Genomic DNA, 25,024 nt, shown 5'->3' with positions numbered 1-25,024 from the left:
CCAAGACTGTCACAGCTGTCCGGATGATGAGAGCGGCGCTCAGTCGCCGTCAGGCTTTCTATCGTTGAAGTCATGGCTACCACGAGCATTTCGCCCCTGGCTCGCAAGCTTCTCGACGGCGTGACGTCGCAGGAACGACCGGCGGCGCCCGCGCCCGGACCCGTCAACCGGATCCCGCTGGTCGTCGCCCTGATCGGTGCGGTCGCGCTCGTCGCGACCGTCTGGAGCCGGCACGGCGCCAAGCCCGGCGTACTGCTGCTGCTCGGTCTGGGACTCGGGCTCGCGTTGTTCCACTCGCGCTTCGGGTTCACCTCTGCGTGGCGCCAACTCGTTGCTGTTGGCAACGGGACGGGGCTGCGGGCGCACACCTTGCTGCTCGGGACGACGGCGACGCTGTTCGCGTTGGTGATCGGGACGGGGACCGGGCTGTTCGGCAGTACGCCGGCGCCGTCCGGCGGGCCGCTCGGGGTCGGGCTGGTGCTTGGCGCGGTGCTGTTCGGGTTCGGGATGCAGCTCGGTGGAGCATGCGCTTCGGGGACTTTGTTCGCGGTCGGGTCGGGGCAGTCGACGATCGTGCTGACGCTGGGCGGGTTCATCCTCGGGTCGGTGCTGTACGCGTGGCAGTGGGAACTTGTGGACGACCTACCGGCGTTCCCTGCTGTGGTGTTGTCCGATCACGTCGGCTGGGTCGGGTCGTGGGTCGTCACGATCGCCGTACTGGCTGGGGTTTTCGCGATCAGTTCGGTGGTGCAGAAGCGTCGGGTGCCGCCGCCGACTGGCGTCGTACCGTCTGCGCGTGGGGCTGCGCGGGTGATCCGCGGGTCGTGGCCGCTGTGGGTCGGGGCGCTGGTGCTCGCGGCGCTGGGTGCGGGTGTGCTGATCGTGTCCGGTGGGGCGTGGGGGATCACGAGTGCGTTCGGGTTGTGGGGCGCGAAGTTCCTGCAGTGGATCGGGCTGCACCCGGAGAACTGGGCGTTCTGGCAGCAGCCGTCGCAGGCGAAGATGCTGGCCGGTGCGGTGCTGGCGGACAAGACGAGCCTGACCGACCTCGGGATCATGTTCGGCGCGGCGATCGCGGCCGCGGCCGGGGGAGCGTGGACGTTGCACCGGCGGATCCCGATGGGGACGGCGCTGGCCGCCGTACTGGGCGGGATCGTGATGGGGATCGGCGCGCGGCTCGCGGGTGGCTGCAACATCGGCGCGTACCTGGCGGGGATCGCGTCGGGCAGTCTGCACGGGTGGATCTGGGGCCTGGCCGCGCTGGGCGGGACGTGGCTGGGGCTGAAGGCGCGGCCGGTGTTCGGGCTGGGCAACCCGGCGCCGCGGGACTCGATCTGCTGAGGGCCCGCCGGTCTGGCCCGGTTCGGCTCGGTGAGTCGGGACACATCGTGCTCTGGAGTGAGCCGGGTCACCGGCCGACCTGGCGTTTCGCCGTACGCTCTCGTGAAACTGGTGGGTAACCAGCTTCTCTGGAAGGGGTAGGCGATGGGTGACGAGACGGCCACCAAGGCGCTGCGGTCCAGGCGGTCCTGCTTGGCGACACCGGGGTCGAACCCGCGGTTCCTGGCCAAGGCGAAGGGGCTGGACGCCGACCAGGTGTTCCTCGACCTGGAGGACTCGGTCGCGCCGATCGCCAAGGTGGACGCCCGCAAGAACATCGTCGCCGCGCTGAACGAGGGCGGCTGGGGCAACAAGGTCCGCGTCGTGCGCGTGAACGACTGGACCACCGAGTGGACGTACGCCGACGTGATCGAGGTCGTCTCCGGTGCCGGGGCGAACCTCGACTGCATCATGCTGCCGAAGGTCGAGACCGCCGAGCAGGTGGTCGCGCTGGACCTGCTGCTCACCCAGCTGGAGAAGGTGCACGGGTACGAGCCGGGGCGGATCGGGATCGAGGCGCAGATCGAGAACGCGCTCGGCCTGACCAACGTGAACGCGATCGCGCAGGCGTCGCCGCGGGTCGAGACGATCATCTTCGGGCCGGCCGACTTCATGGCGTCGATCAACATGAAGTCGCTGGTCGTCGGCGAGCAGCCGCCCGGGTACGACGTCGGCGACGCGTACCACTACATCCTGATGCAGATCCTGATGGCGGCCCGCGCGCACGGCAAGCAGGCGATCGACGGCCCGTACCTGCAGATCAAGGACGTCGACGGCTTCCGCCGCGTCGCCGGCCGCTCGGCCGCGCTCGGCTTCGACGGCAAGTGGGTCCTGCACCCGGACCAGATCGCCGCCGCGAACGAGGTCTACTCGCCGCGGCAGGACGACTACGACCACGCCGAGAACATCCTCGACGCCTACGACCACTTCACCTCCGCCGCCGGTGGCGCGCGGGGTGCGGTGATGCTCGGCGACGAGATGATCGACGAGGCCTCGCGGAAGATGGCGCTAGTGATCTCGGCGAAGGGGCGCGCCGCCGCGATGACCCGTACGGACGTGTGGCAGCCGCCGACGGACTGAATGGCTGTGACCTGAGTCACAGTTCGGTGAATGGGGTCGGGCGCGGTCGTCTTGCTCGTGACAGCTGTTCCACGAGGAGGCACCGTGCACGACCACATCACCGTCGACACCTGGGCGACGGTCCACGCCGAGAGGGCTGCGCTGGCCGCTGACCTGGCGGAACTGAGCGACGAGCAGTGGCGTACGACGTCGCTCTGCACGGAGCTCAGCGTGCGTGAGGTGCTCGCGCATCTCACGGCGGGGGCGACGTTGTCGTTCCCGCGGTGGTTCGCGGGGGTGCTGCGGCATCGGTTCGACTTCGACGCGCAGGTGTTGATGCGGCTGCGGGAGCAGTTGGGTGAGTCTCCGGCGGAGACGCTCGCGCGGTTCGGCGCTGCTGTTGACCGGTCGACGACGCCGTTCGGGCGGCGGGGGAGCGCGGTGTGGTCGCTCGCGGAGACGGTCGCGCACGCCGAGGACATCCGGCGTCCGTTGGGGATTCAGCGCGACTACTCGGCTGAGGTGCTCACGGCGATCGCCGAGTACTACGCGAGCACCGACGTCGTCGTACTGGCCAAAGGGCGCATCGGAGGCCTGCGTTTGGTCGCCACCGACACGAGCTTCACCACCGGCGAGGGCGCTGAGGTCTCCGGGCCGACGATCGCGTTGGTGATGGCGATGATCGGGCGGGCGCCGTACTGCGACGACCTCGAAGGCGAAGGTGTCGCAGTCCTCCGGACCCGTTGCTGACTGGGCATACTCCAAGGGTGACCGATGGGGTGCTCGAGCGGGCTGCTGCGGGGGACGGGGAGTCGTTCGCCGAGCTCGTGGGGCCGTTGCGCGGTGAGCTGCATGCGCACTGCTATCGGATGCTCGGTTCCGTCCACGACGCCGATGACGCTTTACAGGACGCCCTGGTGCGGGCTTGGCGCGGGCTGGCCGGATTCTCCGGGCGTGGATCGCTGCGTTCCTGGCTGTACGCCGTTGCGACGCACTGCTGCCTGGACGCAGCGCGCAGCCGGCAACGCCGTGCGCTGCCGATGGACCTGGGCCCGTCGAGCACCGTGGTCGACAACGCGGAGCCGCGCGCCGACGTTGCCTGGCTCGGTCCACACCCCGACGAACGCTACGAACACCGCGAGGCTGTCGAACTCGCCTTTGTCGCGGCCCTCCAGCACCTACCACCCAACCAGCGCGCTGCGCTCCTGATGTCCGACGTCCTCGGCTTCACCGCCGCCGAAACCGCCGAAGCCCTGTCCGCCTCCACAGCCTCAGTAACCAGCGCAATCCAACGAGCCAGAACCACCATCAGCTCCCGAACGCTGCCAACCTCAGCAGGGTGCCCAACCCCCGGCGAGCGCGCGGTCGCCGCAGCGTTCGCCGACGCTCTGGAACGCGGAGACATCGACGCACTGGTCGCCCGCCTCGCGATCAACGTCACCTGGACGATGCCGCCCATGCCCGCCTGGTACGCCGGCCGCGAAGCCGTCGCCGCCTTCGCTCGAGCCGTCCCGTTCAGCGGCACCTGCGGCACCTGGCGCACCGTGCCGACCACCGCCAACGCCCAACCGGCGATCGCCTGCTACCTGGACTCCGGCACCGGCAACTTCGCCGCCTGGTCGATCAACCTGATCGCCGTACAAGCAGACCAGATCACCGCGATCACAACCTTCCAGGACCCGGCGTACTTCCCTCTGTTCGGCCTGCCCGCGCAACTCCAGCACTGAACAGAATTCAGCCCTGTGAGCGGGCGAGCTGCAGCACTTCCTGCAGGGCCGCAGCGAGTGCGTCATCGTCGTCGCGGTTTCGCCAGGTGACCATGCGCCAGGTGGCCGAGGCTGACGCGTAGTGGACACCTGTGGGGACATCCTGGTTGACGACGATCAGCCCCAGCGGCACCGAGCTCGACCCAGCCGTGAGCTGCAGCATCTCGGTCGCTTCGGCGCCGGTCAGACCGCGGTGCCGGTGCTTGATCTCCACAGCCACCTGCGCACCACCTTCAGGGCGCAGCAGCACGTCCCAGTCGAGGGGCTCGCGGTCGAGCGAGGCCTCGGCTTCCAGAGCAGAGCCGGCGAGGCGCTGGATCGCCGCGCGGGCCTGTCGCCGGTACTGCGCGACCAGCTGTTGCTGCGTGTCCAGTACGGCGTCGACCGCGCGCTGGGCCGACGATGGCAAGCCGGGGCTGTGTTCCAGTTGCTCCGCGACCTCGACCTTCGTCTGCTCGGACAGGCCGGGGTCGCGGAGCATGCGGGTGAGGAAGGTTGCCTCGTTGTCGCCGATCTTGAGGCTGTTCAGGCGTTGCCCGGTCAGCGCGAGGTAGCCGAAGAAGGCGCCGAGGGCGAGCAGGACCGGGACGCCTCCGGTGTTGGTGCCGTCGAGGAAGACGCCGACGGCACCCGCACCACCGGCGGCCAGGGCGATTGCTGTGCAGGCGATACGTTCGCCCCGGCTCAGCCGGTCGAGCATGGTGGGGCTCAGCCGAGGGTGAGGACCTTGAGGATGCGGACCGGGCGGTTGGGCGGGCCGTCCTGGTCGGGGTCGGCGATGCCGGCGGCGACGATGCGGTCGAAGGTGGACATGCCGAAGACGACCTTGCCGAGCACGGTGTAGTTCGGGTCGATGTTGGCGAACGAGTGCACGACGAAGAACTCGCTGCCGTTGGTGCCCGGGCCTTGGTTGCCGTAGGCAACGGTGCCGCGGGGGTAGGTCTCGGTGCCGTCGACCTCGTCGGGGAACTTGTAGCCGGGGCCGCCCTCCTCCTGGCGGTAGATGTCGCCGCACTGCAGCACGCCGAGGCGCGCGGAGTTGGTCAGCCGGAAGCACTGGGTGCGGTCGTAGAACCGGCTCTGCACCAGGTGCACGAAGTTGTGCACGCCGCACGGCGCGGTCGCGCGGTTCATCCGGACCACGAACGGGCCGTAGTTGGTGACGAAGAAGACGTCGACGGTGCCCTTGGCCTTCGCGGTCGCCTTCGGCACGGTGACCGGTCGCGCGGCCGGGTTCTCCGGCGTCGGGGTGAACTCGCACTTCACCGTCGGAGCGGGACGGCCGGACGGCGCGGCGGGTGCCGCCAGGGCGGGCGTCGTGGTCAGCGTCGCGGCGAGCAAGGTCGTCGCGATCAAAGCAGGGACAAGTGATCGCTTCATGCGATCAACCTAGTACGCGCCGTGGTGTCAGGCACCCGCAAACCTGGCAGGAGCAGGTTAAGACCGTCCAGTACGGCGGACGACGGCTCGCATACCGGCCGAACGCCACCTAAGGTAGGGCGGCGATCCGGCCGAAAGCTGACTGTTGTGGGGTGTTGGTGTGAACGGCGAGGTACTCGCAGGGCGTTACCGGTTGCTCAGCCTGCTCGGGCGAGGTGGTGCCGGTGAGGTCTGGCGGGGCGAGGACACGGTGCTGGCGCGCCCGGTGGCGATCAAGCTGCTGCGCGCGCTCGACGGTGACCCGATGGACGAGGTCCAGCGGTTCCGCATCGAGGCCCAGGCCGCCGCCCGGCTGCAGCACCCCAACGTCGTCGCGACGTACGACGTGGGCGCTGCCGACGATCAGGTGTTCCTGGTGATGGAGCTGGTCATCGGGACCGACCTGGCGCAGCTGATGCGCAGCAAGGGTCTGCCGGGCACCAAGCTGGTCGCCGACATCGCCGTACAGGGCTCCCGCGCACTGGACGCGGCACACGGCGCCGGCATCATCCACCGCGACGTGAAGCCCGGCAACCTGCTGCTGGCCGGCGACGGCACGCTGAAGATCACCGACTTCGGCCTGGCCCACACCGGTGGCCTCAACGGCGCCACCGGACAGGTCCTGCTCGGTACGGCGGCCTACATCTCCCCGGAGCAGGTCACCGGAGGCGCGGCGACCACTGCGAGCGACTGGTACTCGCTGGGCTGCGTCCTGTACGAGTTGCTCGAAGGCGTCCCGCCGTACGTCGCCGACACGGTCGAAGGCGTGCTCCGGCAGCACCTGGAGGCTCCGGTCCCGCCGGTACGCCGTACGGACGAGGCCCCCGGCCTGGCCGGTCTGGTCGAGCAGATGCTGGCGAAGGACCCGGCCCAGCGCCCGTCGTCCTCCGCAGCCGTTCTGGCGCAGCTCAACGGACAGCCCGAGGCTCCCGTCAGCAACGCGACCCAGCTGCTGCCGTTCACATCAGCAGCACCAGTCGCAGCCCCGCGCCCTCCGCTGGACGCGGAACTGCTCGGCGACCCGGTTGATGACGAGGAAGCCCACACCACCAGCCACATCGCGCCTGAGCGCCGGTCCCTGTTCACCAAGGTGCTCGTCGGTGCCGCCGTACTGGTGGTTGGCATCATGGCCGCCGCCCTGCTGCGGGAAGGCGTCTCCCAGGACCCGCCGGCCCAAGCAGGCGGTACGCCGACCGTCGCCCCGACCGTGGCGTCGAAGGTGACCACCAAGCCCAAGGTGACGCCCACGCCGAAGCCCAAGGTCACCCCGTCGCCGAAGAAGACGCCCAAGAAGTCGCCGTCGAAGCCGGTCGAGACCGGTACGGCGAAGCAGCTGCGCACGCTGGCCCAGCTGCTGCGCCAGGGGCAGCAGGGCGAGGGCAGCAAGCCGGTGCGTGAGGCGGCCAAGGACCTGGACCAGGCGGCCAACGCGCTCGGCGAGGGGGACGACGACAAGGCGGCGGACGAGTACCGCAGCGCTCTGCGTCGGCTCGGCTCGGCCCAGCGGACCAACCACTGGCAGCCGACCCCGCAGGAGTTCGTGCTGATCGCCGCGATCAACCGCGACCTCGGCCGCACCGGCTACGGCCAGGGCGACAACAACGAGGAGCGGGACTCCGACGAGTAGGTCAAGCCCGCCTCCCGGGACGAGGCGGGCTTCGGTGGCGACTACTTGAAGTCCACGGTCGGGTGGGCGGGCCGGCGCAGCGCCGTACCAGTGGGCGCACTGGGCGTGAGGCACCTGACGGAATTCAGGTGGTCGGTGTCACAGCGGGTGTCGGGGTGTACCGGGATGCTGGGTAGTCGCGATACTCGCGAGTAAGCCGAGCCGAGGAGCCGCCGAGATGAGCAGGTTGCAGCAGACCGAGGGACTGACCGACGTCCAGGAGGAGATCCTCAAGACGGTCCGGGCCTTCGTCGAGGCGGAGATCCTGCCGGTGGCCACCGAGCTGGAGCACAACGACGAGTACCCGACGCAGATCGTCGAGGGGCTGAAGGAGCTCGGCCTGTTCGGGCTGATGATCCCCGAGGAGTACGGCGGGCTGGGCGAGTCGCTGCTCACCTACGCGCTCTGCGTCGAGGAGATCGCCCGCGGCTGGATGAGCGTGTCCGGCATCATCAACACGCACTTCATCGTCGCGTACATGCTGCTGCAGCACGGGACCGACGAGCAGAAGCAGAAGTACCTGCCGCGGATGGCGACCGGGGACGTGCGCGGCGCGTTCTCGATGTCCGAGCCGGGCTGCGGCTCCGACGTGGCGGCGATCAAGACCAAGGCCGTCAAGAACGGCGACAGCTACACGATCAACGGCCAGAAGATGTGGCTGACCAACGGCGGCTCGTCGAACCTGGTCGCCGTCCTGGTGAAGACCGACGAGGGTCAGGACTCGGTCTACAAGAACATGACCACGTTCCTGGTCGAGAAGGAGCCGGGCTTCGGCGAGGTCGACAAGGGCCTGACGATCCCCGGCAAGATCGAGAAGATGGGCTACAAGGGCGTCGACACGACCGAGCTGATCTTCGACGGCTACGAGATCGCCGCCGATCAGGTCCTCGGCGGCGTCCCGGGCAAGGGTTTCTACCAGATGATGGACGGCGTCGAGGTCGGCCGGGTGAACGTGGCCGCGCGCGGCTGCGGCGTCGCCCGGCGGGCCTTCGAGCTCGGCATCTCCTACGCCCAGCAGCGGGAGACGTTCGGCAAGAAGATCGCCGAGCACCAGGCGGTGCTGTTCCGGCTGGCCGACATGGCGGTCAAGGTCGAGGCCGCGCACGAGCTGATGGTGAAGGCGGCCCGGAAGAAGGACTCCGGCTCACGCAACGATTTCGAGGCCGGGGTCGCGAAGTACCTGGCCAGCGAGTACTGCTCGCAGGTCGTGGAGGACTCCTTCCGGATCCACGGCGGCTACGGGTTCTCCAAGGAGTACGAGATCGAGCGCCTGTACCGGGAGGCGCCGATGCTGCTGATCGGGGAGGGCACGGCAGACATCCAGCGGATGATCATCGGCCGGCGCCTGCTCGAGGACTACAAGCTCTGACCAGCTGCACGCGGCGGGACCAGGCCTGACGGCGCTACGACTGCTGGGCCTGGTCATCCGATCGGCGTCCCGCAGCCGTCGAGGATCATCCGGCCGAGCGTGGTCAGGTCGTGGCGCACGGCCTGACCGGCCCGGCGGGTGGTGATCAGTCCGGCCTCGCGCAGGATGCCCGCCTGGCGGCTGGCTCCGGCGAGCGAGATGCTGCAGCGCTGGGCCAGCTCGGTCGTCGTACAGCCGTCCGCGATCGACTCCAGGGCGGCCGCACGGGTGCTGCCGAGCAGTGCGGCCAGCGGGCGTGAGCGTTGCTCGGCTGTGCCGCGGCGTAGTGCGCCCATGCCGTGCTTGACCGGGTAGACCAGGACCGGCGGCAGGTTCGGGTCGAGCAGCTTGGTCGGCGTACGCCAGCAGAACACCGACGGCTGCAGGCGAAGGCCGCGGCCGTCCAGGTGCAGGTCCGAGTCCGGCAGCCCGTCGACGGTGAGGACCGGGGACTCCCAGCGGACGGCTGGGTGGATGTGGCCGAGCAGCCGGTCGACTCCGGCGCCGGACAGGTCGCTGACCTTCTGCTGGTGGTCTGCCCGGACGATCGTCCGCATCGACTCCCAGTACGGCGCGATGGCCGACTGGTGGTAGGTGTGCATGGCCTGGCCGAGGCCCTTGACCGCCTCACGGCGGCCGCCGGCCAGCTCCCGGGTCCAGCTCGACGCAGGACGCCGTACGGAGAGCAGCTGGAGCTCCTGCTGCAAGCGGCCACGCGAGGTGGACAGCACGCGCTCGACGCCCTCGTCGAAGGTCCCGGTGTGGTGGGCGGGGGTCAGGAAGTCAGGGGAGTAGCCGCGCGGGGGAGCGAGGTGCAGCAGCCGGGTGGCGGGCCGGGGCAGCTGCCGGCGGGTCCGCTCGCGCCAATGGCCGTAGTGGGTCGTGCCGTCCTGGACCTGCAGCTGGTGCAGGCTCAGCAGCACCTCCCAGAGCGGGTCCGGTTCTTCGGCGAGGGTGGTCCGAGCCAGGTCCTGACTGGTGAAATGAATCCGCAGCACGACAGGTACTCCTCTCTCCACCACCCATCGTGCAAGGAACCCCCTGTCAACTTCCTGTCACCGGCCACGTCGCACCCGTTCCGTGCACTATGAGGCAGGCCCCATGGGAAAACGCTTGTCACGACCCTGTCACCCAGAGTGCGGACGCATGGCTGGAAATCGTTACCAGGCGGTACTCTGCGGGCTGCGGCTGGGGAGCGGAGACAGATGACGGCAAGAGGGCTGGAGCGGCCGCAGGTCGCCATCCGGTTGCTCGGTGCTGTCTCGGTGCAGCTGGACGGCCGCTCGGTCGAGCTCGGGGGCGGACGGGTGGGTGCGCTACTCGCCGTTCTGGCGTTGTCCGGTGGTGATCCGCTGCCGACCGCGGTGATCGCGGAACGAATCTGGGGTGACGATCCGCCGGAGAACATCGCGCCCAGCCTGCACACGTTGACGAAGCGGTTGCGCCGGGCGGTCGGCGCCGACCTGGTGACCAGCGGACCGGCCGGCTACAGCCTTCGGATCGCCCCCGACGCCGTGGACGTGTTGAGGTTCGTCAGCCTGGTCCGGGCCGCGCAGCAGAGCGACGATCCCGAGCAGGAGTACGCCCTGCTGGTGGAGGCGCTGGGACTGTGGACCGGGCGGCCGTTCGAGGGGGTCCGGTCGTCCTGGCTGGAGTCGACGGATGAGCGACTGCTGGAGCAGTACCTGGCCGCCGTCGAGCGCCGCATCGACCTCCGGGTCGACGATCGCGAGTACGGCGAAGTGCTGGCCGAGCTGCGCGACCTGACTGCCGCGTACCCGCTGCGTGAGTCCCTGTGGGTGCGGCTGCTCCGGTTGCTCGCGCAGGCAGGGCGAACGGCGGAGGCACTCGAGCTGTACGAGTTCGTCCGGCTCCGGCTGGCCGACGAGCTCGGTGTGGATCCTGGCGCCGAGCTGCGCGCCCTGTACGCCGGACTGCTCGACAGCGAGCCGGCAGAGGCCCCGCAGCAGGTAGTGCCGCGCCAGCTGCCGGCTGACGTCCCAGGCTTCACCGGACGGGACGCCGCGCTGGAACAGCTGGACGGCTTACTGGCTGCGTGGGATCCGGAGCAGGCTGCGGTGATCGTGGCGATCGACGGGACCGGCGGCGTCGGCAAGACCACGCTGGCGGTGCACTGGGCGCATGGCATCCGCGGGCAGTTCCCCGACGGGCAGCTGTACGTGAACCTGCGTGGCTACAGCGCGGGCGGCCTGGTCAAGCCGGAGAACGCACTGGAGTCCCTGCTGCACGGTCTGGGCGTGCCGGTCAAGGAGATCCCCAACGGCGTCGAGGCCAGGTCCGCTCTGTTCCGCACGCTCGTCGCCGAACGTCAGGTGCTGCTGGTCCTCGACAACGCCCGCAACGCCTCCCAGGTCCGCCCGCTCCTCCCGGGCGCCGGTGGCTTCGTGCTCGTGACCAGCCGCAACCAGCTGCGCGGTCTGGTCGCACGTGAGGGCGCGCGGCGCCTCAGCCTCGGCCCGATGTCCGCCGAGGAGTCCGCTGCCCTGCTGGCGACCGCAGTCGGCGCACTGCCGTACGACGTGACCGAGCTGACCGCGTTCGCCGAGCTGTGTGGGCGTCTGCCGCTCGCACTGGTGATCGCCGCCGAGCGGGCCGGACGGAGTGCGGGCTCGGACCTCGCGGCGATCACCCGGCAGCTGGCCGAGACCGGCGACCGGCTGGACGAGCTGGAGATCGCGGACGACGAGCTGAGCAGCGTCCGGGCGGCCTTGTCCTGGTCGTACCAGGCCCTGGCGCCTGACGTCGCCCGGTTGTTCCGGCTGCTCGGTGGCTACCCGGGAGCGGACTTCGACCGGTCGGCCGCGGCAGCAGTGGCCGGGCTTGACGAGCTGACGACCGAGCGCCTGCTGGACCACCTGGTCGAGGTGAACCTGGTGGAGGCGGTCGGGACCGCGCGGTACCAGCTGCACGACCTGCTCCGGCTCTACGCGGCAGGCCTCGACAGCGATCGCGCCGAGCGTCAGGACGCGCTGGCCCGGCTGCTCGACTGGCTGGCACACACCTCGGAGGCCGCCCGCCGCGCTCGGGGCGGCAAGCTGCGCCACGAGGTGTTGCACGACCCGTTGCCCGGCGTACGGCCGGTGGTCTTCGCGGGTGACGCGGATGCGCTGGCGTGGTTCGACAAGGAGTGGGTGACGATGGCGGCGGCGATCTTCGCCTGGCCGGAGCACGGTCACGACCGGCTGGTCGCCTGCCTGGCGCGCGAGCTCTGGGACTACCTCGACCAGCGCCGCGCACCCAGTCCGGAGTCGATCGCGGCGCACGAGATCGGCGTACGGGCCGCTGCTCGGACGGGGGAGCCGCTGCTGGAGGCACTCGTCAGCAACCAGGCCGCGGTCAGCTACGGCCTGGTGAAGCGGTACCCGGAGTCGCGGGACCTGTTCCTGCGGGCCCTGGAGCTGTTCGACGGCGTGGGAGACACCACGGGGATGGCGAAGGTCCACAGCAACCTCGGCATCACCTACCAGCGCCTGGGCGATCCGGAGACGTCGATCGAACACCTGAAGACGGCGCTGGCGCTGAACGAGGACCAGAACTCGCTCGGCGGCGCCCACAACAACCTGTCGTGCACCTACTACGCCATCGGCCGGTACGACGAGGCGATCGCCAGCGCGCTCAAGGCGGTCGAGCTGGCGCGGCGGACCGGTCAGCCCCGCAACGAGGCCGACGCGCTGGACTCGCTCGGAACGGCCTACCTGGGATCAGGCGAGTACCAGCAGGCCGTGACGAACCTGGAGGAAGCCGCCCGGCTGTGCGAGCAGCTGCAGCTCGGTGCCGTCGAGGTGCCGACGCTGGTCAGCCTCGGGGACGCCTACCAGGCGCTGGGCCGGCCGGACGGCGCTGCCGGCGCCTGGCAGCGCGCGGTGAAGGCCGCCGACCGGCACGGGCAGTCGTCGATCTACTTCGACCGCGACGAGATCCTCACGCGGCTCGGCACGATGACCGCAGAGGAAGGCCGGGACGCGGTGTGAGTGTTGAGGTGCAGTTGCTCGGTGGGGTGTCGGTGCGGCTCGACGGGCGGAGCGTCGAGCTCGGCGGGGACCGGCTGCGGTCGTTGCTGGCGATCCTCGCGCTGACGGCCGGCGACAGTGTCCCGACGGCTCTGCTCGTCGAGCGGATCTGGGGCGAGGCGCCGCCGGCCAACGCCGGTCCGAGCCTGCACACGTTGATGACCAGGCTCCGGCGAGCAGTCGGCGCGGATCTGGTCGCGACCGGTCCGACCGGGTACAGCCTGCGCGTAGAGCCCGAGCAGGTCGACGTACTGCGGTTCGCTCGGCTGCTGCGGACAGCTGCTCAGTCCGTCGAGCGGGTGGACGAGCGGGACGCGATCGACGAGGCGCTGGCGCTGTGGAGCGGTCGCCCGTTCGCAGGGGTGCGGTCGGACTGGCTGGAGTCGATCGAGCTGCCGCGACTCGAAGAGCAGTATCTGGCCGCCGTGGAACGCCGCTTCGACCTACGCTCGCTGGACCGGTCACCGCAGAACCGTGGCGAGGAGCTGTCCGAGCTGCGCAGGCTGACCGTCGCCTACCCGTTGCGCGAGTCGCTCTGGGCGCGCTTCCTTCGCCTCCTGGCCCGCAGTGGCCGTACGGCGGAAGCAATCGAGCTGTACGACGAAGTGCGCAGCCGCATCGCCGACGATCTCGGTGTCGACCCCGGTGCCGAGCTGCGCGCCGTGTTCGACGAGCTGACCGGGACGCGGACCAGGCCGTCCCGCCGGGTCGCGCCGAGCCAGCTGCCGTCCGACGTACTCGGCTTCACCGGCCGCAAGGATGTCCTGGCCAAGCTGGATGGCGTACTGGCCGGCCGCGACCCCGAGAGCACCGTCGCTGTGGTGCTGCACGGACCGGGTGGAGTCGGGAAGACCAGTCTGGCTGTGCACTGGAGTCACCTGGTCGCAGAGCAGTTCCCGGACGGGCTGCTGTTCGTGGACCTGGGCGGGTACGGGCCGGGCGCACCCGTGGATGCCTCGGTGGCGCTGGGCTACCTGCTGCACGCTCTCGGCGTACCGGCTTCGCAGATCCCTGCTGAGGTGGGCGGACGGAGTGCGCTGCTGCGGTCCACGCTTGCGGGCCAGCGGGTCCTGCTGGTGCTCGACAACGCACTCAACGCCGAGCAGGTCAGGCCGCTGCTGCCAGGGATGGGCGCAGTCGTACTGATCACCAGTAGGAGCAGGCTGCGCGGCCTGGTCGCACGGGAAGGCGCACGGCAGGTCGCGATCGACCAGCTGTCGACGGCGGACGCCAGGAGCTTGCTGACTGGCCGGATCGGTCTGCCGGACTCGGGGAGTGTGCAGCTGCTCGACCAGCTCGCGGATCGCTGCAACCACCTGCCGCTGGCGCTGGTGATCGCGGCCGAACAGGTCGCCAGACGGTCGGGCTCCGCGCTGGCCGAGCTGGTCGGCGAGCTGACCGAGCACCAGCTGGATGCGTTCGATGCGAGTGACGATCCGGCGACCGACCTGCGCGCGGTGTTCTCGTGGTCGTACCGGACGCTCGATCCGGAGGCGGCGCGGTTCTTCCGGATGCTGAGCATCTACCCAGGCCGGCGTTTCGCGCCGCAGGCAGCGGCAGCGCTCACCGGTCACGACGCCAGGACGGCGGGCAAGCTGCTGCGGCGACTGGCCGATCTGCACCTCGCGGTGGAGACCAGTGCCAACAGGTTCCAGCTGCACGACCTGCTGCGCGCGTACGCGGCGGAGGAGCTGGCGAAGGCGACCGACGACGTCGACGCGGCCTGGGAGCGGTTGCTGGACTGGGCGGTGCAGTCGGCGGTCGCGGCGCGGCTGGTGCTCGGGGAGCCGCGCAAGCTGCACTACATCGACGAGCCGCTGCCCGGGACGGTCCCGCTGACGTTCGAGGACCAGCCGGCTGCTCGGGCGTGGTTCGACCTGGAGCTGCGCGGGCTGATGGCGATGGTGGTCGGTGGAGCCGCGCGCGGGATGCATGGCCAGGCCGCACGGCTGGGACTGCTGCTGTGGAACGCGTTGGCGCGACTGGTGAGTCTGCACGAGGCGCTGACGATCCAGGAGGCCGCGGCGGAGGCCGCGCAGCATGTCGACCATCCGGTGCTGGCTGCGCTGGCGGCGAACCAGCTGGCCACCAGCCACGGTGCGCGCGGTGAGCTGGTGCAGGCGGAGGTGGAGCTGTTGAGGGCACTGGAGATGTTCACCCGACTCGGCAACCCGGACGGGATCGCACTGGTCCGTGGCAACCTCGGCTTCCTGCGGCAGCTGGAGGGCAAGTACGACGAAGCCGTCGAGCACCAGCGGGCGGCCCTGGAGATCACCCGGGCCCAGGGCGACGACCACGCGACGGCCGGGCTGCTGAACAACCTGGCGATGACCTACAACGAGTCCGGCCGGTACGCCGAGGCGCGGCTGACCGCGATCGAGTGCGTGCGGATCTGCCAGGACCTCACCGACCTGCGGCCGCTGTGCTTCGTCAACGACACCTTGGGTCAGGCGTACGTCGGGCTGGGTGAGGTCGAGCTGGCGACCGAGCGGTTCGCGGCCGCGGTGATGCTGAACCTGCGGATCGGCAACCCGGCCGCCGCGGTCGGTTCGCAGGTCAGGCTCGGCCACGCCTGGCAGGGCACGGACGACGCCGCGGCGAAGCAGGCGTGGAGCTACGCGCTGGAGCTGATCGACGACCACGGCCAGGGACTGCTGGACAACCTGCGCGCCGAGGTCGAGCGCCTGCTGGCCGACGCGTAACAGCCGGTGTGCAAAAAGCCTTACACGTAAGGGCTCAAGGCGTGACGACCGGCCGCTTGTCGTGCCGCAGACCACCGGAGCCGTACCCGGACAGCAGCCAGATGCCCAGCTGGGTGATCTCGTGCTTCACCGACGCACCCGCCCGGCGGGTGGTGATCAGCCCGGCCTCGCGCAGCACGGTCGCCTGGTGGCTGGCCGCCGCCGGGGAGATGCTGCAGCGCTTGGCCAGCTCGGTCGTCGTACAGCCTTCTACTGATGCCTCCAGCGCTGCCGCGCGAGTGGAGCCGAGCAGTGAGCCCAGCGCGTCGGACGGACGGTAGGTGTCGGACGACTGCCGCAGGATGCCCGGCGCGTGCTGGATCGGGTAGACCAGGATCGGCTTGAGGCCCGGGTCGCGCAGCTTGGTCGGCACCTGCCAGCAGAACGCGGACGGCTGCAGCTCGATGCCGCGGCCGTCCAGGTAGAAGTCGCGGTCGTTCATGTCGAGCACCTGCAGCACCGGAGCGACCCAGCGGACCCGCGGGTGCAGCGACGACAGCAGCCGGTCCACACCGTGCCGGGCGAGCGCGTCGCCGCGGTGCGCCTGGTCCGCGGCCACGTGGGTCCCGATGGACTTCCAGTACGGCGCGATGGCGGCGTCGTGGTAGGTCCGGATCGCGTGGCCCAGCTTGCGCATCGCCGAGCGGTCGCCCTGGGCCAGCTCGCGGGTCCACGGCGAGACCGGCCGGTACTTGCTGAGCAGGTCGAGCTCGGACCGGACCTGCTGCTGCGGAGTCGACAGGGCCTTCTCCAGCGCGCTGTCGAAGTCCGCCGGGCAGTCGGCCGGTGTCAGGAAGTCGGGGGAGTAACCGCGCGCCGGCATCAGCTCGAGCAGCAGCCGCATCTGGTCTGGCGCCACCTTGGTCCGGACGTGCTTGCGCCAGTCGTCGAACACCAGCCGCCCGTCGGAGTGCTGCAGCATGTGCAGGCTGAGCAGGATCTCCCACAGCGGCGCGGGCTTGGTCGAGATCGTCACCCGGGCCAGGTCGCGCGGGGTGAAATGGATGCGGAGCACGGAGCCCTCCCCAGCAGACTCATTGCATTGAACCAAAGCACGCCAGGTAGCACAACCGCTACAGCCAGTTGTTCCTCTTGAACAGGCGGTAGAGCACGGTGCAGGCGACCAGCATCACGCCGAGCACGACGTAGTAGCCGTACTTCGTGGTCAGGATCGGCATGTTCTCGAAGTTCATCCCGTAGACGCCGGCGATCAGCGTCGGCACGGCGATGATCGCGACCCAGGCCGAGATCCGGCGCATGTCCTCGTTCTCCGAGACCTGCACCTGGGCCAGGCCCGCCTGCAGGATCGAGCTGAGCAGCTCGTCGAACGAGATCACCTGCTCCTTGACCCGCAGCAGGTGGTCGTCGACGTCGCGGAAGTAGTCCCGGGTCTCGTCGGCGATCATCGGGTGCCGCAGGGTGGCCAGCGCGCGCATCGGCCCGGTCAGCGGCGCGACCGCCCGCTTCAGCTCCAGCACCTCGCGCTTGAGCTGGTACACCCGGTCGATGTTGCGCCAGCCGCGCGGGCTGAACATCTCGATCTCGATCTGGTCGATGTCGGCTTGTACGGCGGCCGCGACCGCCAGGTAGCTGTCCACCACGTGGTCGGCGATCGCGTGCAGTACGGCGCCCGGCCCGGCGGCCAGCCGCTTCGGCTCTTTCTCCAGCTCCTGCCGCAGCCCGGTCAGCTCGCCGTGGTCCCCGTGCCGCACGGTGATCACGAAGCCGGGCCCGCAGAACACCATCACCTCACCGGACTCGACCACCTCGCTGGTGGCGGTCAGGTCGTCGTGCGGCACGTACCGCACGGTCTTCAGTACGGCGAACAGCGTCTCGTCGTACCGCTCGAGCTTGGGCCGCTGGTGCGCCTCGGTCGCGTCCTCCAGCGCCAGCGGGTGCAGACCGAACTGCTGGCCGATCACCGCCAGTTGGTGCTCGTTCGGCTCGAACAGGCCGATCCAGACGTAGCCCTCGCCCCGCCGGGCCCGCTGCAGCGCGTCGACGTACTCACCGTCGTGGGTGTCACGCCGGCCGTCGCGGTAGTAGGCCCAGTCGACCAGTGCGCCGTCCAGCTTGCCGCTGCCGACCAGGTCGAACTCCGGGACCTCGGGAACGGCGGGCCGACGGGCGAACACCCGTCCGACGCGCCGGGAGGCGCCCATGTCCCACCTTCGTCCGGTCATCGACGCGAGGCTATCAACGCCCCGCCGGTGTGGCTGCCGCGCTGTCCTTACCACGCGTCGGCAATGATGGGATGGAAGCAACAGCGGAGAGGAACGACGATGACCACCCAGGGCATGCCCTCGATGGACCCCCGCCCGACGGGGCTGACGATCGGCACGTACGACACCTACCTGCAGGCGCAGCGAGCGGTCGACTACCTCTCGGACGAGAAGTTCCCGGTGGAGCACACCACGATCGTCGGCAACAACCTGCGCCAGGTGGAGAAGATCACCGGCCGGCTGACCTGGGCGCGGGCGCTGACCGCCGGTCTGGCCAGCGGTGCCTGGTTCGGCCTGTTCGTCGGCGTGCTGCTCGGCCTGTTCACCAGCGACGGCGGCTGGCTCGCCGCGCTGCTCACCGGTGTCGTGCTCGGCGCGATCTTCGGCATGGCGTTCGGCGCGATCGGCTACGCCCAGCTGGGCGGCCGCCGCGACTTCACCTCGCGCACCGCGGTGGTGGCGACGACGTACGACGTGCTCTGCGACTTCAAGTTCGCCGAAGAGGCTCGCAACCATCTCGCCAAGCTGGCGCTGAAGGGTGAGGTCACCCCGCGACTGCCGGAACAGTCGAGCTAGTCCGAGAGGCCGTTCAGCAGGGCAAGTCCGAGTGCGGTCGCCTGGTGCCGCACGGACTTGCCGATCCGCTGTGACCCGATCAGCCCGGCATCCCGCAGTACGGCGGTCTGGTGGCTCGCCGTCGCCAGGGTGATGTTGCAGGCCACGGCCAGCTGCGTCGTCGTGCAGCCGTCGACGGTCAGCCTCAGCACGGTCGCCCGCGTCCGGCCGAGCAGTGCGGCCAGGCTCTGCGCCGAGTCGTCGGCCAGCTGATCCAGCTGCAGGCCGGTCGGGTCCTGGATCGGGTAGACCAGCACCGGCGGCAGATCGTGGTCGCCCAGCTTCGTCGGTGCCCGCCAGCAGAAGTACGACGGCTGCAGGCGGATCCCACGGCCGTCCAGCCGGAGCTCCTCGTCCGGGAAGTCGGCGACCTCCAGGACCTGGTTCTGCCAGCGCGCACCGGGATGCAGCTCGGCCAGCACGCCGCCGATCCCGTCCGTCGACATCCGCTCGAGCCGCTGCCGGTGGTCCGCCCGTACGGCGCCCCGCAGCGACGACCAGTACGGCGCCAGCGCGGACCGGTGGTACACGCGGACCGCGTGCCCCAGGTGACGCAGGGACTCCGGCTGGGCTTCGGCCAGCTGACGGATCCAGGCTGCGGAGCCCCGCCGGGTCGACAGCCTGGACAGGTCCTGCCGCAGGCGGGGCCGGGGCGTCGACAGCAGCTCGTCCAGCCCGGCCTCGAACCCGCCGGTGAAACCGGACGGGGTGAGGAAGTCGGGGGAGTAGCCGACCGGAGGCGCCAGCGCGGCCAGCGGGCCGATCGTCTCGCGCGGGAGCCGCCGCCGCATCCGCTGCCGCCAGGCGCCGTACGGCACCGGCCCTTCCTCGAGCTGCAGCATGTGCAGGCTCAGCAGGACCTCCCACAGCTCGTCAGGCTCGTCCGCAAGAGTGGTCCGCGCCAGGTCGTCGGCGGTGAAGTGGATCCGCAGCATCTCCTCAGAGAAGCAGCACCCGCTCACCGATCGCTCACCCCGATGAGACCAACGCCACTGCGCCGTACGGCGGGCGTGAGATCAAGACCACTGGCGTGGGGGCTGCGCCGCTGCCTCAGGACCGGGCAACATGAGCCGGAACCGGAAGGAGCACGGATGCAGTTCGGGCGCAGTTACGAGGAGTTCGAGGTCGGTGCGGTCTACAAGCACTGGCCCGGCAAGACGGTCACCGAGTACGACGACCACCTGTTCTGCCTGCTGACGATGAACCATCATCCGCTGCACCTGGACACCAACTACGCCCAGGAGACCACGCAGTTCGGGCAGAACGTTGTGGTCGGCAACTACATCTACTCGATCCTGCTCGGCATGTCGGTGCCCGACGTGAGCGGCAAGGCGATCGCGAACCTGGAGATCGAGTCGCTGCGGCACGTCGCCCCGACCTTCCACGGCGACACGATCTACGGCGAGACCGTCGTCCTGGACAAGTGGGAGTCGAAGTCCAAGGACGACCGCGGCGTCGTGTACGTCGAGACCAAGGGCTACAAGCAGGACGGCACCGTCGTCTGCCTGTTCAAGCGCAAGGTGATGGTCCCGAAGAACTCCTACCTGGAAGCGCGGGGCGGCGAACAACCGGGCCGCCCCACGCCTCTCAGCTAGACCGGCCGGAACTCCACCAGTACGGCGGACGGCATCGACAGGGGCAACCGCACCTTGTCGCCGTCCCGCGACACCCGCTCGCTCTTCAGTACCGAGTGAGCGGCCAGCTGCGTCCACTGCTCGTCAGTGGGCCAGTCACCCACGCCCAGAGCGCTAGCGGCCGCGACCAGGTCTCCTGACCCCTCGGGAGTCAGGTAGGTCGCCGTGGCTGTCCAACTGTCGTCCACACCAGGTACCGACAGCTCCACGGTGCGGCTGAGGTCTGCGTCGCCTGCTGCCTTCGTCTGGTCCAGCGTGAGGTTCCACAGCAGTACGGCGACCCGGTCGCGGTCTCGCGAAGCCCAGGCCTCGACCAGGCTGCCTGCACCGTCCCCCTCAATGGCCACCGGCAGCTCCACCGGGCCCAGCCGGCTCAGCAGCGACATCGCGTGGAAGCGCGGCTTCGGCAGCCCGCCGACCGTCTGCAGCCCGAAGCCACCGTGCAGCAGCCGCGGTGGCCGGCCCAGCTCCTCGAAGTGGTCCGACGCGACCCAGTAGGCCAGTGCGTCCACCCGCCCGGCCGCGGACTTCATGCCGCGCAGCAGGAACACTCCGGAGAACACCGAGTCGTTGATCGGGTTGAAGTGGGTCGGCGTGACGCCCCACTCCGTCCACAGGATCCGCGCCTCACCGAACCCGTGCCGCTCCAGCGAAGCCCGTACGTCGAGTGGCGGGCTCCCGTAGGTGTGGGTCGTCACGAAGTCCACCGGGGACCCCACGGACGCGGCGTGCGCCAGCAGGTCGTCCACCCAGCCCGCAGCGGCCGACGAGGGCCCACCGACGGCCAGCCGCTGGTCCACGGCCTTCACTGCCGCGGCGGTCACGTCGTACAGGCGCATCCACTCGGCCTTGGTGCCGGACCAGAAGACCTCCAGGTTGGCCTCGTTCCACACCTCGAAGTCCCAGCCGAGCACCTCGTCCGGCCCGTACCGCCCGACCAGGTGCTGGACCAGCGCGGTCACCAGCGCGCCCCAGCGCTCGTACGAGTGCGGCGGCGAGATGATCGCGCCGTACTCGAAGACGGTCTTGGACGGGTCCGACGCCAGGTCGCGCGGCATGAACCCGAGCTCGACCACCGGCCGCAGCCCGAGACCCAGCAGCTTGTCGTAGATCGCGTCCACCACGGTGAAGTCGTAGACCGGCTCCCCGTCGACCTCGGTGTAGACGCGAGTGTCGTCGTGGAAGATCGCATGTGCCCGCACCGTGCGCACACCGATGTCGTCGTGCATCCGGCGCAGCGCCTGCTCGAGCTCCGGCCCGATCTCCCGGCCACCACTCAGGTCGGTGCAGAGCAGCTGGCTGAGCCGCTCGCTGCCCACCATCGGCACCCACGGCTTCGGCAGCTCGACCCCCTCCGCGTGAGCATCCACCGCTACCTGCAGCACAGGCGCCGGCCCGTCAGCCACCAGCGGCACGGCCCCGACGACCTCACTGGCTCGTCCGGCGACCGTCACCTCCGGCACACTCGCCACGGCGTACCTGTACGGCGTACCGGGCGTGCAGGTCGTGTCCACGTACGGCGGCAGCGGCACCGACAGCACGTCGCCGCTGTGGTGGTCGACAGGCTCCAGCGGTCCGTCCTCCAGACCCCGCAGGATCAGGTACCCGACCGCGCCGGGCACCAGCGACCAGTCGACCGTCACCTGGCCGACGCCACCGACCGCGCTCACCTCCTTGGGCGGGTCCAGGTCCGGGAACTCGAACTCCCGGACCTCGTCGCTGCGGACCGCGATCCGCGCGTCCCAGTCGGCCTTGGCGTCACTCATACGTCAAATCTCCCGTGGTGGTTGTCGTCAGTCGAGACCGGCGGTGAACTGCTCCATCGCGATCAGCGGCTTGACCCGCCGCTCGACCGCGCCGCGGCTGAAGTTGCGCCGGATCACGTCGTTGCCGAACACGTTGCCGATGGCACCCATCACCATCGCCTGGTCCAGCGACAGGTAGCGCTTGGCGATCAGCCCGGACTTCACCGCGACCGAGTCGTAGAACCCGCCGCCGGCGTACGCCTTCAGCCGGGACTCGATCTTCGCCAGGTTGTCGATCGCCTGCCGCGGCGCGTACTGCATGGCCAGGAACGCCGCGTGCGGGGTGACCACGCCGTCGCCGTACGCCGGAGTCGGGTTCACGCCCTCGCGACAGCCCTCGAACCCGGCGTCGAAGTTGGTCGCCTCCAGATCCGACGGGTAGCCGTTCGGGTCCATCCCGATCGCGTCCACGCCGTACACGCTGTAGCCGCCCTTGGGGTTGGAGGCCGGCGAGAAGCCCCAGTAGCCGTACTTCGCGTCGTTCAGCCCGTGCTCGATGTGCGCGCGGACGGTGAGCGGGTGGTTGATCGCCCAGCTGCGAGCCGCCCAGCGGCCCTCGGGCACGAACAGGTCGGGCATCAGCGACTCGAACATGTCGCCGCCCCACGACGGCACCAGCCGCATCCCGCGGTAGGAGTAGCTGCCCTCGAACACGTCGATGCCGAGGTACGTCCGGTGCACGCCGACCGGCCGCTGCTCGACCCACGACCAGTCGCACGAGTCCGGGAAGGTCCGGTACGTCGCGAAGTACTGCTCGGCGGGCACCTGACCGAGCGCGATCCCGATGTACGGCGCGATCCGGGCCTCGGTGTTGCAGGTGTCGTAGTGGAACTTGCGGTAGTACACGTCCGGGCCGGTCCCGGCGTGGTTGCCCTTGTCGGTCTCCTCGTCCGGCGGCGGGGTCTCGAAGAAACCACCGCGCATCAGGCCGGCACCGACACCCGGGCGTGCGTCCGGGTTGTAGTAGTAGGCGAAGTTCATCTTGCCGAGCAGGCCGTCGGCCAGCCGGCGTACGCGCGGCTCGGCGTTGCGGACCACCATCAGCGCGGCCGCGAACCAGCCGTTGTCGACGCTGGAGACGAACGGCGTGATCTCGCGGGTGCCGTCGGGGTCGACGTGCAGGACCTCGCCGGTTGCTTCGTCGTACCAGTTGAAGAACATGCCGCTGGGCTCGTGGTGATCGACCTTCGACATCGTGGTGAGGGTCTGGGTGAGCCGGCGCAGGGACTCGTGCGGCGAGATGATCCCGAGCTCGGCGGCGACGACCGTGCTCCACAGGTAGCCGCCGATGTTGGTCGGCGAGGTGTACTTGCTGCGGACCGGGTCGGTGACCGAGGCGCCGATGTTGTCGGCGGGCAGGCCGGTCCTCTCGTCGGTCATCGCGACGATGCTGCGCCAGGTGTCACGCGCCCAGCGGCCGACCAGGGCACGATCTTGGCGGTTGGGCTTCCAGCCACCCTTCAGCTGATCAGCTGGTGAAGCTGTTCCTCCGTACGCGGGAAGTGCTGTGCCCACAAGGGCTGTTGCGCCCGTGGCTGCGAGTAGTGTGCGGCGACTGATGTTGGCGGTCATCTACGTCTCCTAGGTTATTTGAGTCCGGTGATGGCGATGCCCTTGGTGACGTGCCGCTGGAAGACCAGGAACATCACCAGCACCGGTACGACGACCACGACCGCGCCGGCCATCAGCAGGCCGTAGTTCTGCGCGTTCTGCCCGGTCGAGTACAGCGCCAGGGCGACGGGAAGGGTGTACTTGTCCTCGGTCTGGGCGATCACCAGCGGCCAGAGGAAGTTGTTCCAGGAGCCGAGGAAGGTCAGGATGCCGAGCGTGGCCAGCGCGGGCCGGGTCAGCGGCAGCATGATCCGCGCGAAGATGCCCAGCTCGCTGGTGCCGTCCACCCGCCCGGCGTCCATCAGGTCGTCGGGCAGCCCGGAGAAGAACTGCCGCATCAGGAACACGCCGAACGGCGAGACCAGGAACGGCAGGATCAGCCCCGGGTAGCTGTTGGCCAGCCCGGCGTTGGTGACGAACACGAACAGCGGCACGAAGGTGACCATCCCGGGCACCATCAGCGTCGCCAGCACCAGCACGAACAGCGCGTTGCGGCCCTTGAACCGCAGCTTCGCCAGCGCGTACCCGATCATCGAGCAGAACGCCAGGTTGCCGGCCGTGACCGCCAGCGCCACCACCGTGGAGTTGAAGAAGTAGCGCGGGAAGTTCGCCTTGTTGAACAGGTCGTCGTAGTTCTGCGAGGTCGGTGCCTGCGGCAACCAGGTCGGCGGGACCTGGAGCAGCTCGCCCTGGGTCTTGAAGCTGCCCAGCAGCATCCAGACGAACGGCGCCGCGACCGCGACCAGCCCGAGCACGGCGATCAGGTAGATCCACCAGGTGCGGCGCATCACTTCTCCCTCAGCAGCCGGAACTGGATGAACGTGATCACGGCGATCACCACGAACAGGATGTAGGCCATCGACGTGGCCAGCCCGTAGTTGCCGAAGCCGAACTGCTGGTAGGTGTACATCGACACCGACAGCGTCGAGTTCAGCGGACCGCCCTGGGTCATCACCAGCGGCTCCTCGAAGAACTGCAGGTAGCCGATCCCGGTGGTGACGCTGGTGAACAGGATGGTCGGCCGCAGCAACGGCACGATCAGGTACCGGAACCGTTGCCACGGGCCCGCACCGTCGATCTGGCCGGCCTCCTCCACGGTGGCCGGGATGCCCTGCAGCCCGGCCAGGAAGATGATCATCGCCGAGCCGAAGTTGCGCCAGACCGCCATCGCGATCAGCGACGGCATCGCCCAGGTCTTCGACGCCAGCCAGTTCGGCCCGTCGATCCCGAACCAGCCGAGCACCGTGTTCAGCAGACCGGCGTCCGGCGCCAGCACGAATCGCCAGATCACCGCGATCGCGACGATCGAGGTCACCACCGGCAGGTAGTAGCCGACCTTGAACAGCGCCTGGAACCGCTTGATGCCACGGTCCAGCAGCACCGCCGCGGCCAATGCGACTGCCAGCGTCAGCGGGACGCCGACCACCACGAAGTACGCCGTGTTGAACGCGGCCTTGCGGAACGTCTCGTCGGACAGGGCCTTCACGTAGTTGTCGAGACCGACACCCTCGACCGCGAACGGCGTCCGCAGGTCACGCTGCTTGATGTCGGTGAAGCTCATCCCGAACGAGCCCAGCACCGGCCCGGCCGTGAAGGCCAGGAACAGCACCACGAACGGCAGGACGAGGATCCACGCGGCGGCGGTCTCGCGCCTCAGCGTCCGCACG

General features: G+C 69.6%; 20 protein-coding genes. 10 read left to right on the top strand and 10 right to left on the bottom strand.

Annotation, left to right across the window (positions count from 1 at the left end):
- Nucleotides 1–72 precede the first annotated feature (72 nt).
- From ACYVIO_RS27855 to ACYVIO_RS27840, 4 genes are all read left to right on the top strand, one after another.
- Entirely contained in the window at nucleotides 73–1,341 is a 1,269-nt protein-coding gene (locus ACYVIO_RS27855) for a YeeE/YedE family protein (RefSeq protein WP_460653867.1), read from the top strand.
- 144 nt (nucleotides 1,342–1,485) lie between these two features.
- Nucleotides 1,486–2,460 (top strand): HpcH/HpaI aldolase/citrate lyase family protein, encoded by a 975-nt coding sequence (locus tag ACYVIO_RS27850; protein ID WP_460653866.1) that lies wholly within the window; start codon nucleotides 1,486–1,488, stop codon nucleotides 2,458–2,460.
- Nucleotides 2,461–2,544: 84 nt separating this feature from the next.
- Nucleotides 2,545–3,189 carry a maleylpyruvate isomerase family mycothiol-dependent enzyme gene (locus tag ACYVIO_RS27845; RefSeq protein ID WP_460653865.1) on the top strand — a complete coding sequence of 215 codons (645 nt, stop codon included), beginning with the start codon at nucleotides 2,545–2,547 and terminating at the stop codon, nucleotides 3,187–3,189.
- 17 nt (nucleotides 3,190–3,206) lie between these two features.
- Complete coding sequence (locus tag ACYVIO_RS27840) at nucleotides 3,207–4,166, top strand: RNA polymerase subunit sigma-70 (RefSeq protein ID WP_460653864.1); 960 nt, start codon at nucleotides 3,207–3,209, stop codon at nucleotides 4,164–4,166.
- Between the two features lie 7 nt (nucleotides 4,167–4,173).
- Here ACYVIO_RS27840 and ACYVIO_RS27835 read toward each other — a convergent pair whose 3' ends face one another.
- Both ACYVIO_RS27835 and ACYVIO_RS27830 read right to left on the bottom strand, forming a co-directional pair.
- Complete coding sequence (locus tag ACYVIO_RS27835; protein ID WP_460653863.1) at nucleotides 4,174–4,905, bottom strand: hypothetical protein; 732 nt, start codon at nucleotides 4,903–4,905, stop codon at nucleotides 4,174–4,176.
- 8 nt (nucleotides 4,906–4,913) lie between these two features.
- The gene (locus ACYVIO_RS27830) at nucleotides 4,914–5,585 is read right to left on the bottom strand and encodes a peptidylprolyl isomerase (RefSeq protein ID WP_460653862.1); all 672 of its coding nucleotides are present in this window, start codon (nucleotides 5,583–5,585) and stop codon (nucleotides 4,914–4,916) included.
- 160 nt (nucleotides 5,586–5,745) lie between these two features.
- Here ACYVIO_RS27830 and ACYVIO_RS27825 point away from each other — a divergent pair, with 160 nt between their 5' ends.
- Complete coding sequence (locus tag ACYVIO_RS27825; RefSeq protein WP_460653861.1) at nucleotides 5,746–7,251, top strand: serine/threonine-protein kinase; 1,506 nt, start codon at nucleotides 5,746–5,748, stop codon at nucleotides 7,249–7,251.
- Between the two features lie 217 nt (nucleotides 7,252–7,468).
- Nucleotides 7,469–8,659 (top strand): acyl-CoA dehydrogenase family protein, encoded by a 1,191-nt coding sequence (locus ACYVIO_RS27820; protein ID WP_460653860.1) that lies wholly within the window; start codon nucleotides 7,469–7,471, stop codon nucleotides 8,657–8,659.
- Between the two features lie 53 nt (nucleotides 8,660–8,712).
- On the opposite strand, the gene ACYVIO_RS27815 is transcribed toward ACYVIO_RS27820, so the two are convergent.
- A complete protein-coding gene (locus ACYVIO_RS27815) occupies nucleotides 8,713–9,696 on the bottom strand; it encodes an ArsR/SmtB family transcription factor (protein ID WP_460653859.1) in 984 nt (327 codons plus the stop codon).
- A 207-nt stretch (nucleotides 9,697–9,903) separates the two neighbouring features.
- On the opposite strand from ACYVIO_RS27815, the gene ACYVIO_RS27810 reads away from it, so the two are divergent.
- Nucleotides 9,904–12,690, top strand: coding sequence for an AfsR/SARP family transcriptional regulator (locus ACYVIO_RS27810; protein ID WP_460653858.1), 2,787 nt, complete (start codon nucleotides 9,904–9,906; stop codon nucleotides 12,688–12,690).
- A complete protein-coding gene (locus tag ACYVIO_RS27805) occupies nucleotides 12,687–15,431 on the top strand; it encodes an AfsR/SARP family transcriptional regulator (RefSeq protein WP_460653857.1) in 2,745 nt (914 codons plus the stop codon). The genes ACYVIO_RS27810 and ACYVIO_RS27805 overlap by 4 nt, the downstream gene beginning before the upstream one ends.
- Before the next feature lie 34 nt (nucleotides 15,432–15,465).
- On the opposite strand, the gene ACYVIO_RS27800 is transcribed toward ACYVIO_RS27805, so the two are convergent.
- Together ACYVIO_RS27800 and ACYVIO_RS27795 are read right to left on the bottom strand one after the other, a co-directional pair.
- Nucleotides 15,466–16,485 carry an ArsR/SmtB family transcription factor gene (locus ACYVIO_RS27800; RefSeq protein WP_460653856.1) on the bottom strand — a complete coding sequence of 340 codons (1,020 nt, stop codon included), beginning with the start codon at nucleotides 16,483–16,485 and terminating at the stop codon, nucleotides 15,466–15,468.
- Nucleotides 16,486–16,543: 58 nt separating this feature from the next.
- A complete protein-coding gene (locus ACYVIO_RS27795) occupies nucleotides 16,544–17,653 on the bottom strand; it encodes a magnesium and cobalt transport protein CorA (protein ID WP_460653855.1) in 1,110 nt (369 codons plus the stop codon).
- A gap of 99 nt (nucleotides 17,654–17,752) precedes the next feature.
- Between ACYVIO_RS27795 and ACYVIO_RS27790 the strand changes: the two genes are divergently transcribed.
- On the top strand, nucleotides 17,753–18,268 hold the full coding sequence (locus ACYVIO_RS27790; RefSeq protein WP_460653854.1) for a YflT domain-containing protein: 516 nt from the start codon (nucleotides 17,753–17,755) through the stop codon (nucleotides 18,266–18,268).
- Here ACYVIO_RS27790 and ACYVIO_RS27785 read toward each other — a convergent pair.
- Nucleotides 18,265–19,242, bottom strand: coding sequence for an ArsR/SmtB family transcription factor (locus ACYVIO_RS27785; RefSeq protein ID WP_460653853.1), 978 nt, complete (start codon nucleotides 19,240–19,242; stop codon nucleotides 18,265–18,267). The genes ACYVIO_RS27790 and ACYVIO_RS27785 overlap by 4 nt on opposite strands.
- Nucleotides 19,243–19,398: 156 nt before the next feature.
- Between ACYVIO_RS27785 and ACYVIO_RS27780 the strand changes: the two genes are divergently transcribed.
- The gene (locus ACYVIO_RS27780) at nucleotides 19,399–19,902 is read left to right on the top strand and encodes a MaoC family dehydratase (protein ID WP_460653852.1); all 504 of its coding nucleotides are present in this window, start codon (nucleotides 19,399–19,401) and stop codon (nucleotides 19,900–19,902) included.
- On the opposite strand, the gene ACYVIO_RS27775 is transcribed toward ACYVIO_RS27780, so the two are convergent.
- The 4 genes from ACYVIO_RS27775 to ACYVIO_RS27760 are packed head-to-tail and all read right to left on the bottom strand — an operon-like array spanning nucleotide 19,899 to nucleotide 25,023.
- Complete coding sequence (locus ACYVIO_RS27775) at nucleotides 19,899–21,707, bottom strand: GH39 family glycosyl hydrolase (RefSeq protein ID WP_460653851.1); 1,809 nt, start codon at nucleotides 21,705–21,707, stop codon at nucleotides 19,899–19,901. The genes ACYVIO_RS27780 and ACYVIO_RS27775 overlap by 4 nt on opposite strands.
- A gap of 27 nt (nucleotides 21,708–21,734) precedes the next feature.
- On the bottom strand, nucleotides 21,735–23,318 hold the full coding sequence (locus tag ACYVIO_RS27770; protein ID WP_460653850.1) for a glucoamylase family protein: 1,584 nt from the start codon (nucleotides 23,316–23,318) through the stop codon (nucleotides 21,735–21,737).
- 14 nt (nucleotides 23,319–23,332) lie between these two features.
- Nucleotides 23,333–24,145, bottom strand: a complete 813-nt coding sequence (locus ACYVIO_RS27765; RefSeq protein ID WP_184797195.1) for a carbohydrate ABC transporter permease — start codon at nucleotides 24,143–24,145, stop codon at nucleotides 23,333–23,335.
- Nucleotides 24,145–25,023: a carbohydrate ABC transporter permease gene (locus ACYVIO_RS27760; protein ID WP_460653849.1), complete on the bottom strand. Its 879-nt coding sequence runs from the start codon at nucleotides 25,021–25,023 to the stop codon at nucleotides 24,145–24,147. Before ACYVIO_RS27760 ends, ACYVIO_RS27765 begins: the two co-directional genes overlap by 1 nt.
- Nucleotide 25,024: the final 1 nt, after the last annotated feature.

The sequence above is a fragment of the Kribbella endophytica genome (assembly GCF_054781295.1).
Note: the sequence above shows the minus strand (reverse complement) of the source record. Positions and strands in the feature narration are given on the sequence as shown.

Excerpts from the sequence above, each read along its gene's own strand:
- ACYVIO_RS27765 (WP_184797195.1), bottom strand. The coding sequence starts at position 24,145 with ATGCGCCGCACCTGGTGGATCTACCTGATCGCCGTGCTCGGGCTGGTC.
- ACYVIO_RS27775 (WP_460653851.1), bottom strand. The coding sequence starts at position 21,707 with ATGAGTGACGCCAAGGCCGACTGGGACGCGCGGATCGCGGTCCGCAGC.
- ACYVIO_RS27810 (WP_460653858.1), top strand. The coding sequence starts at position 9,904 with ATGACGGCAAGAGGGCTGGAGCGGCCGCAGGTCGCCATCCGGTTGCTC.
- ACYVIO_RS27785 (WP_460653853.1), bottom strand. The coding sequence starts at position 19,242 with ATGCTGCGGATCCACTTCACCGCCGACGACCTGGCGCGGACCACTCTT.
- ACYVIO_RS27835 (WP_460653863.1), bottom strand. The coding sequence starts at position 4,905 with ATGCTCGACCGGCTGAGCCGGGGCGAACGTATCGCCTGCACAGCAATC.
- ACYVIO_RS27795 (WP_460653855.1), bottom strand. The coding sequence starts at position 17,653 with ATGACCGGACGAAGGTGGGACATGGGCGCCTCCCGGCGCGTCGGACGG.
- ACYVIO_RS27855 (WP_460653867.1), top strand. The coding sequence starts at position 73 with ATGGCTACCACGAGCATTTCGCCCCTGGCTCGCAAGCTTCTCGACGGC.
- ACYVIO_RS27830 (WP_460653862.1), bottom strand. The coding sequence starts at position 5,585 with ATGAAGCGATCACTTGTCCCTGCTTTGATCGCGACGACCTTGCTCGCC.
- ACYVIO_RS27780 (WP_460653852.1), top strand. The coding sequence starts at position 19,399 with ATGCAGTTCGGGCGCAGTTACGAGGAGTTCGAGGTCGGTGCGGTCTAC.
- ACYVIO_RS27850 (WP_460653866.1), top strand. The coding sequence starts at position 1,486 with ATGGGTGACGAGACGGCCACCAAGGCGCTGCGGTCCAGGCGGTCCTGC.
- ACYVIO_RS27790 (WP_460653854.1), top strand. The coding sequence starts at position 17,753 with ATGACCACCCAGGGCATGCCCTCGATGGACCCCCGCCCGACGGGGCTG.
- ACYVIO_RS27770 (WP_460653850.1), bottom strand. The coding sequence starts at position 23,318 with ATGACCGCCAACATCAGTCGCCGCACACTACTCGCAGCCACGGGCGCA.
- ACYVIO_RS27820 (WP_460653860.1), top strand. The coding sequence starts at position 7,469 with ATGAGCAGGTTGCAGCAGACCGAGGGACTGACCGACGTCCAGGAGGAG.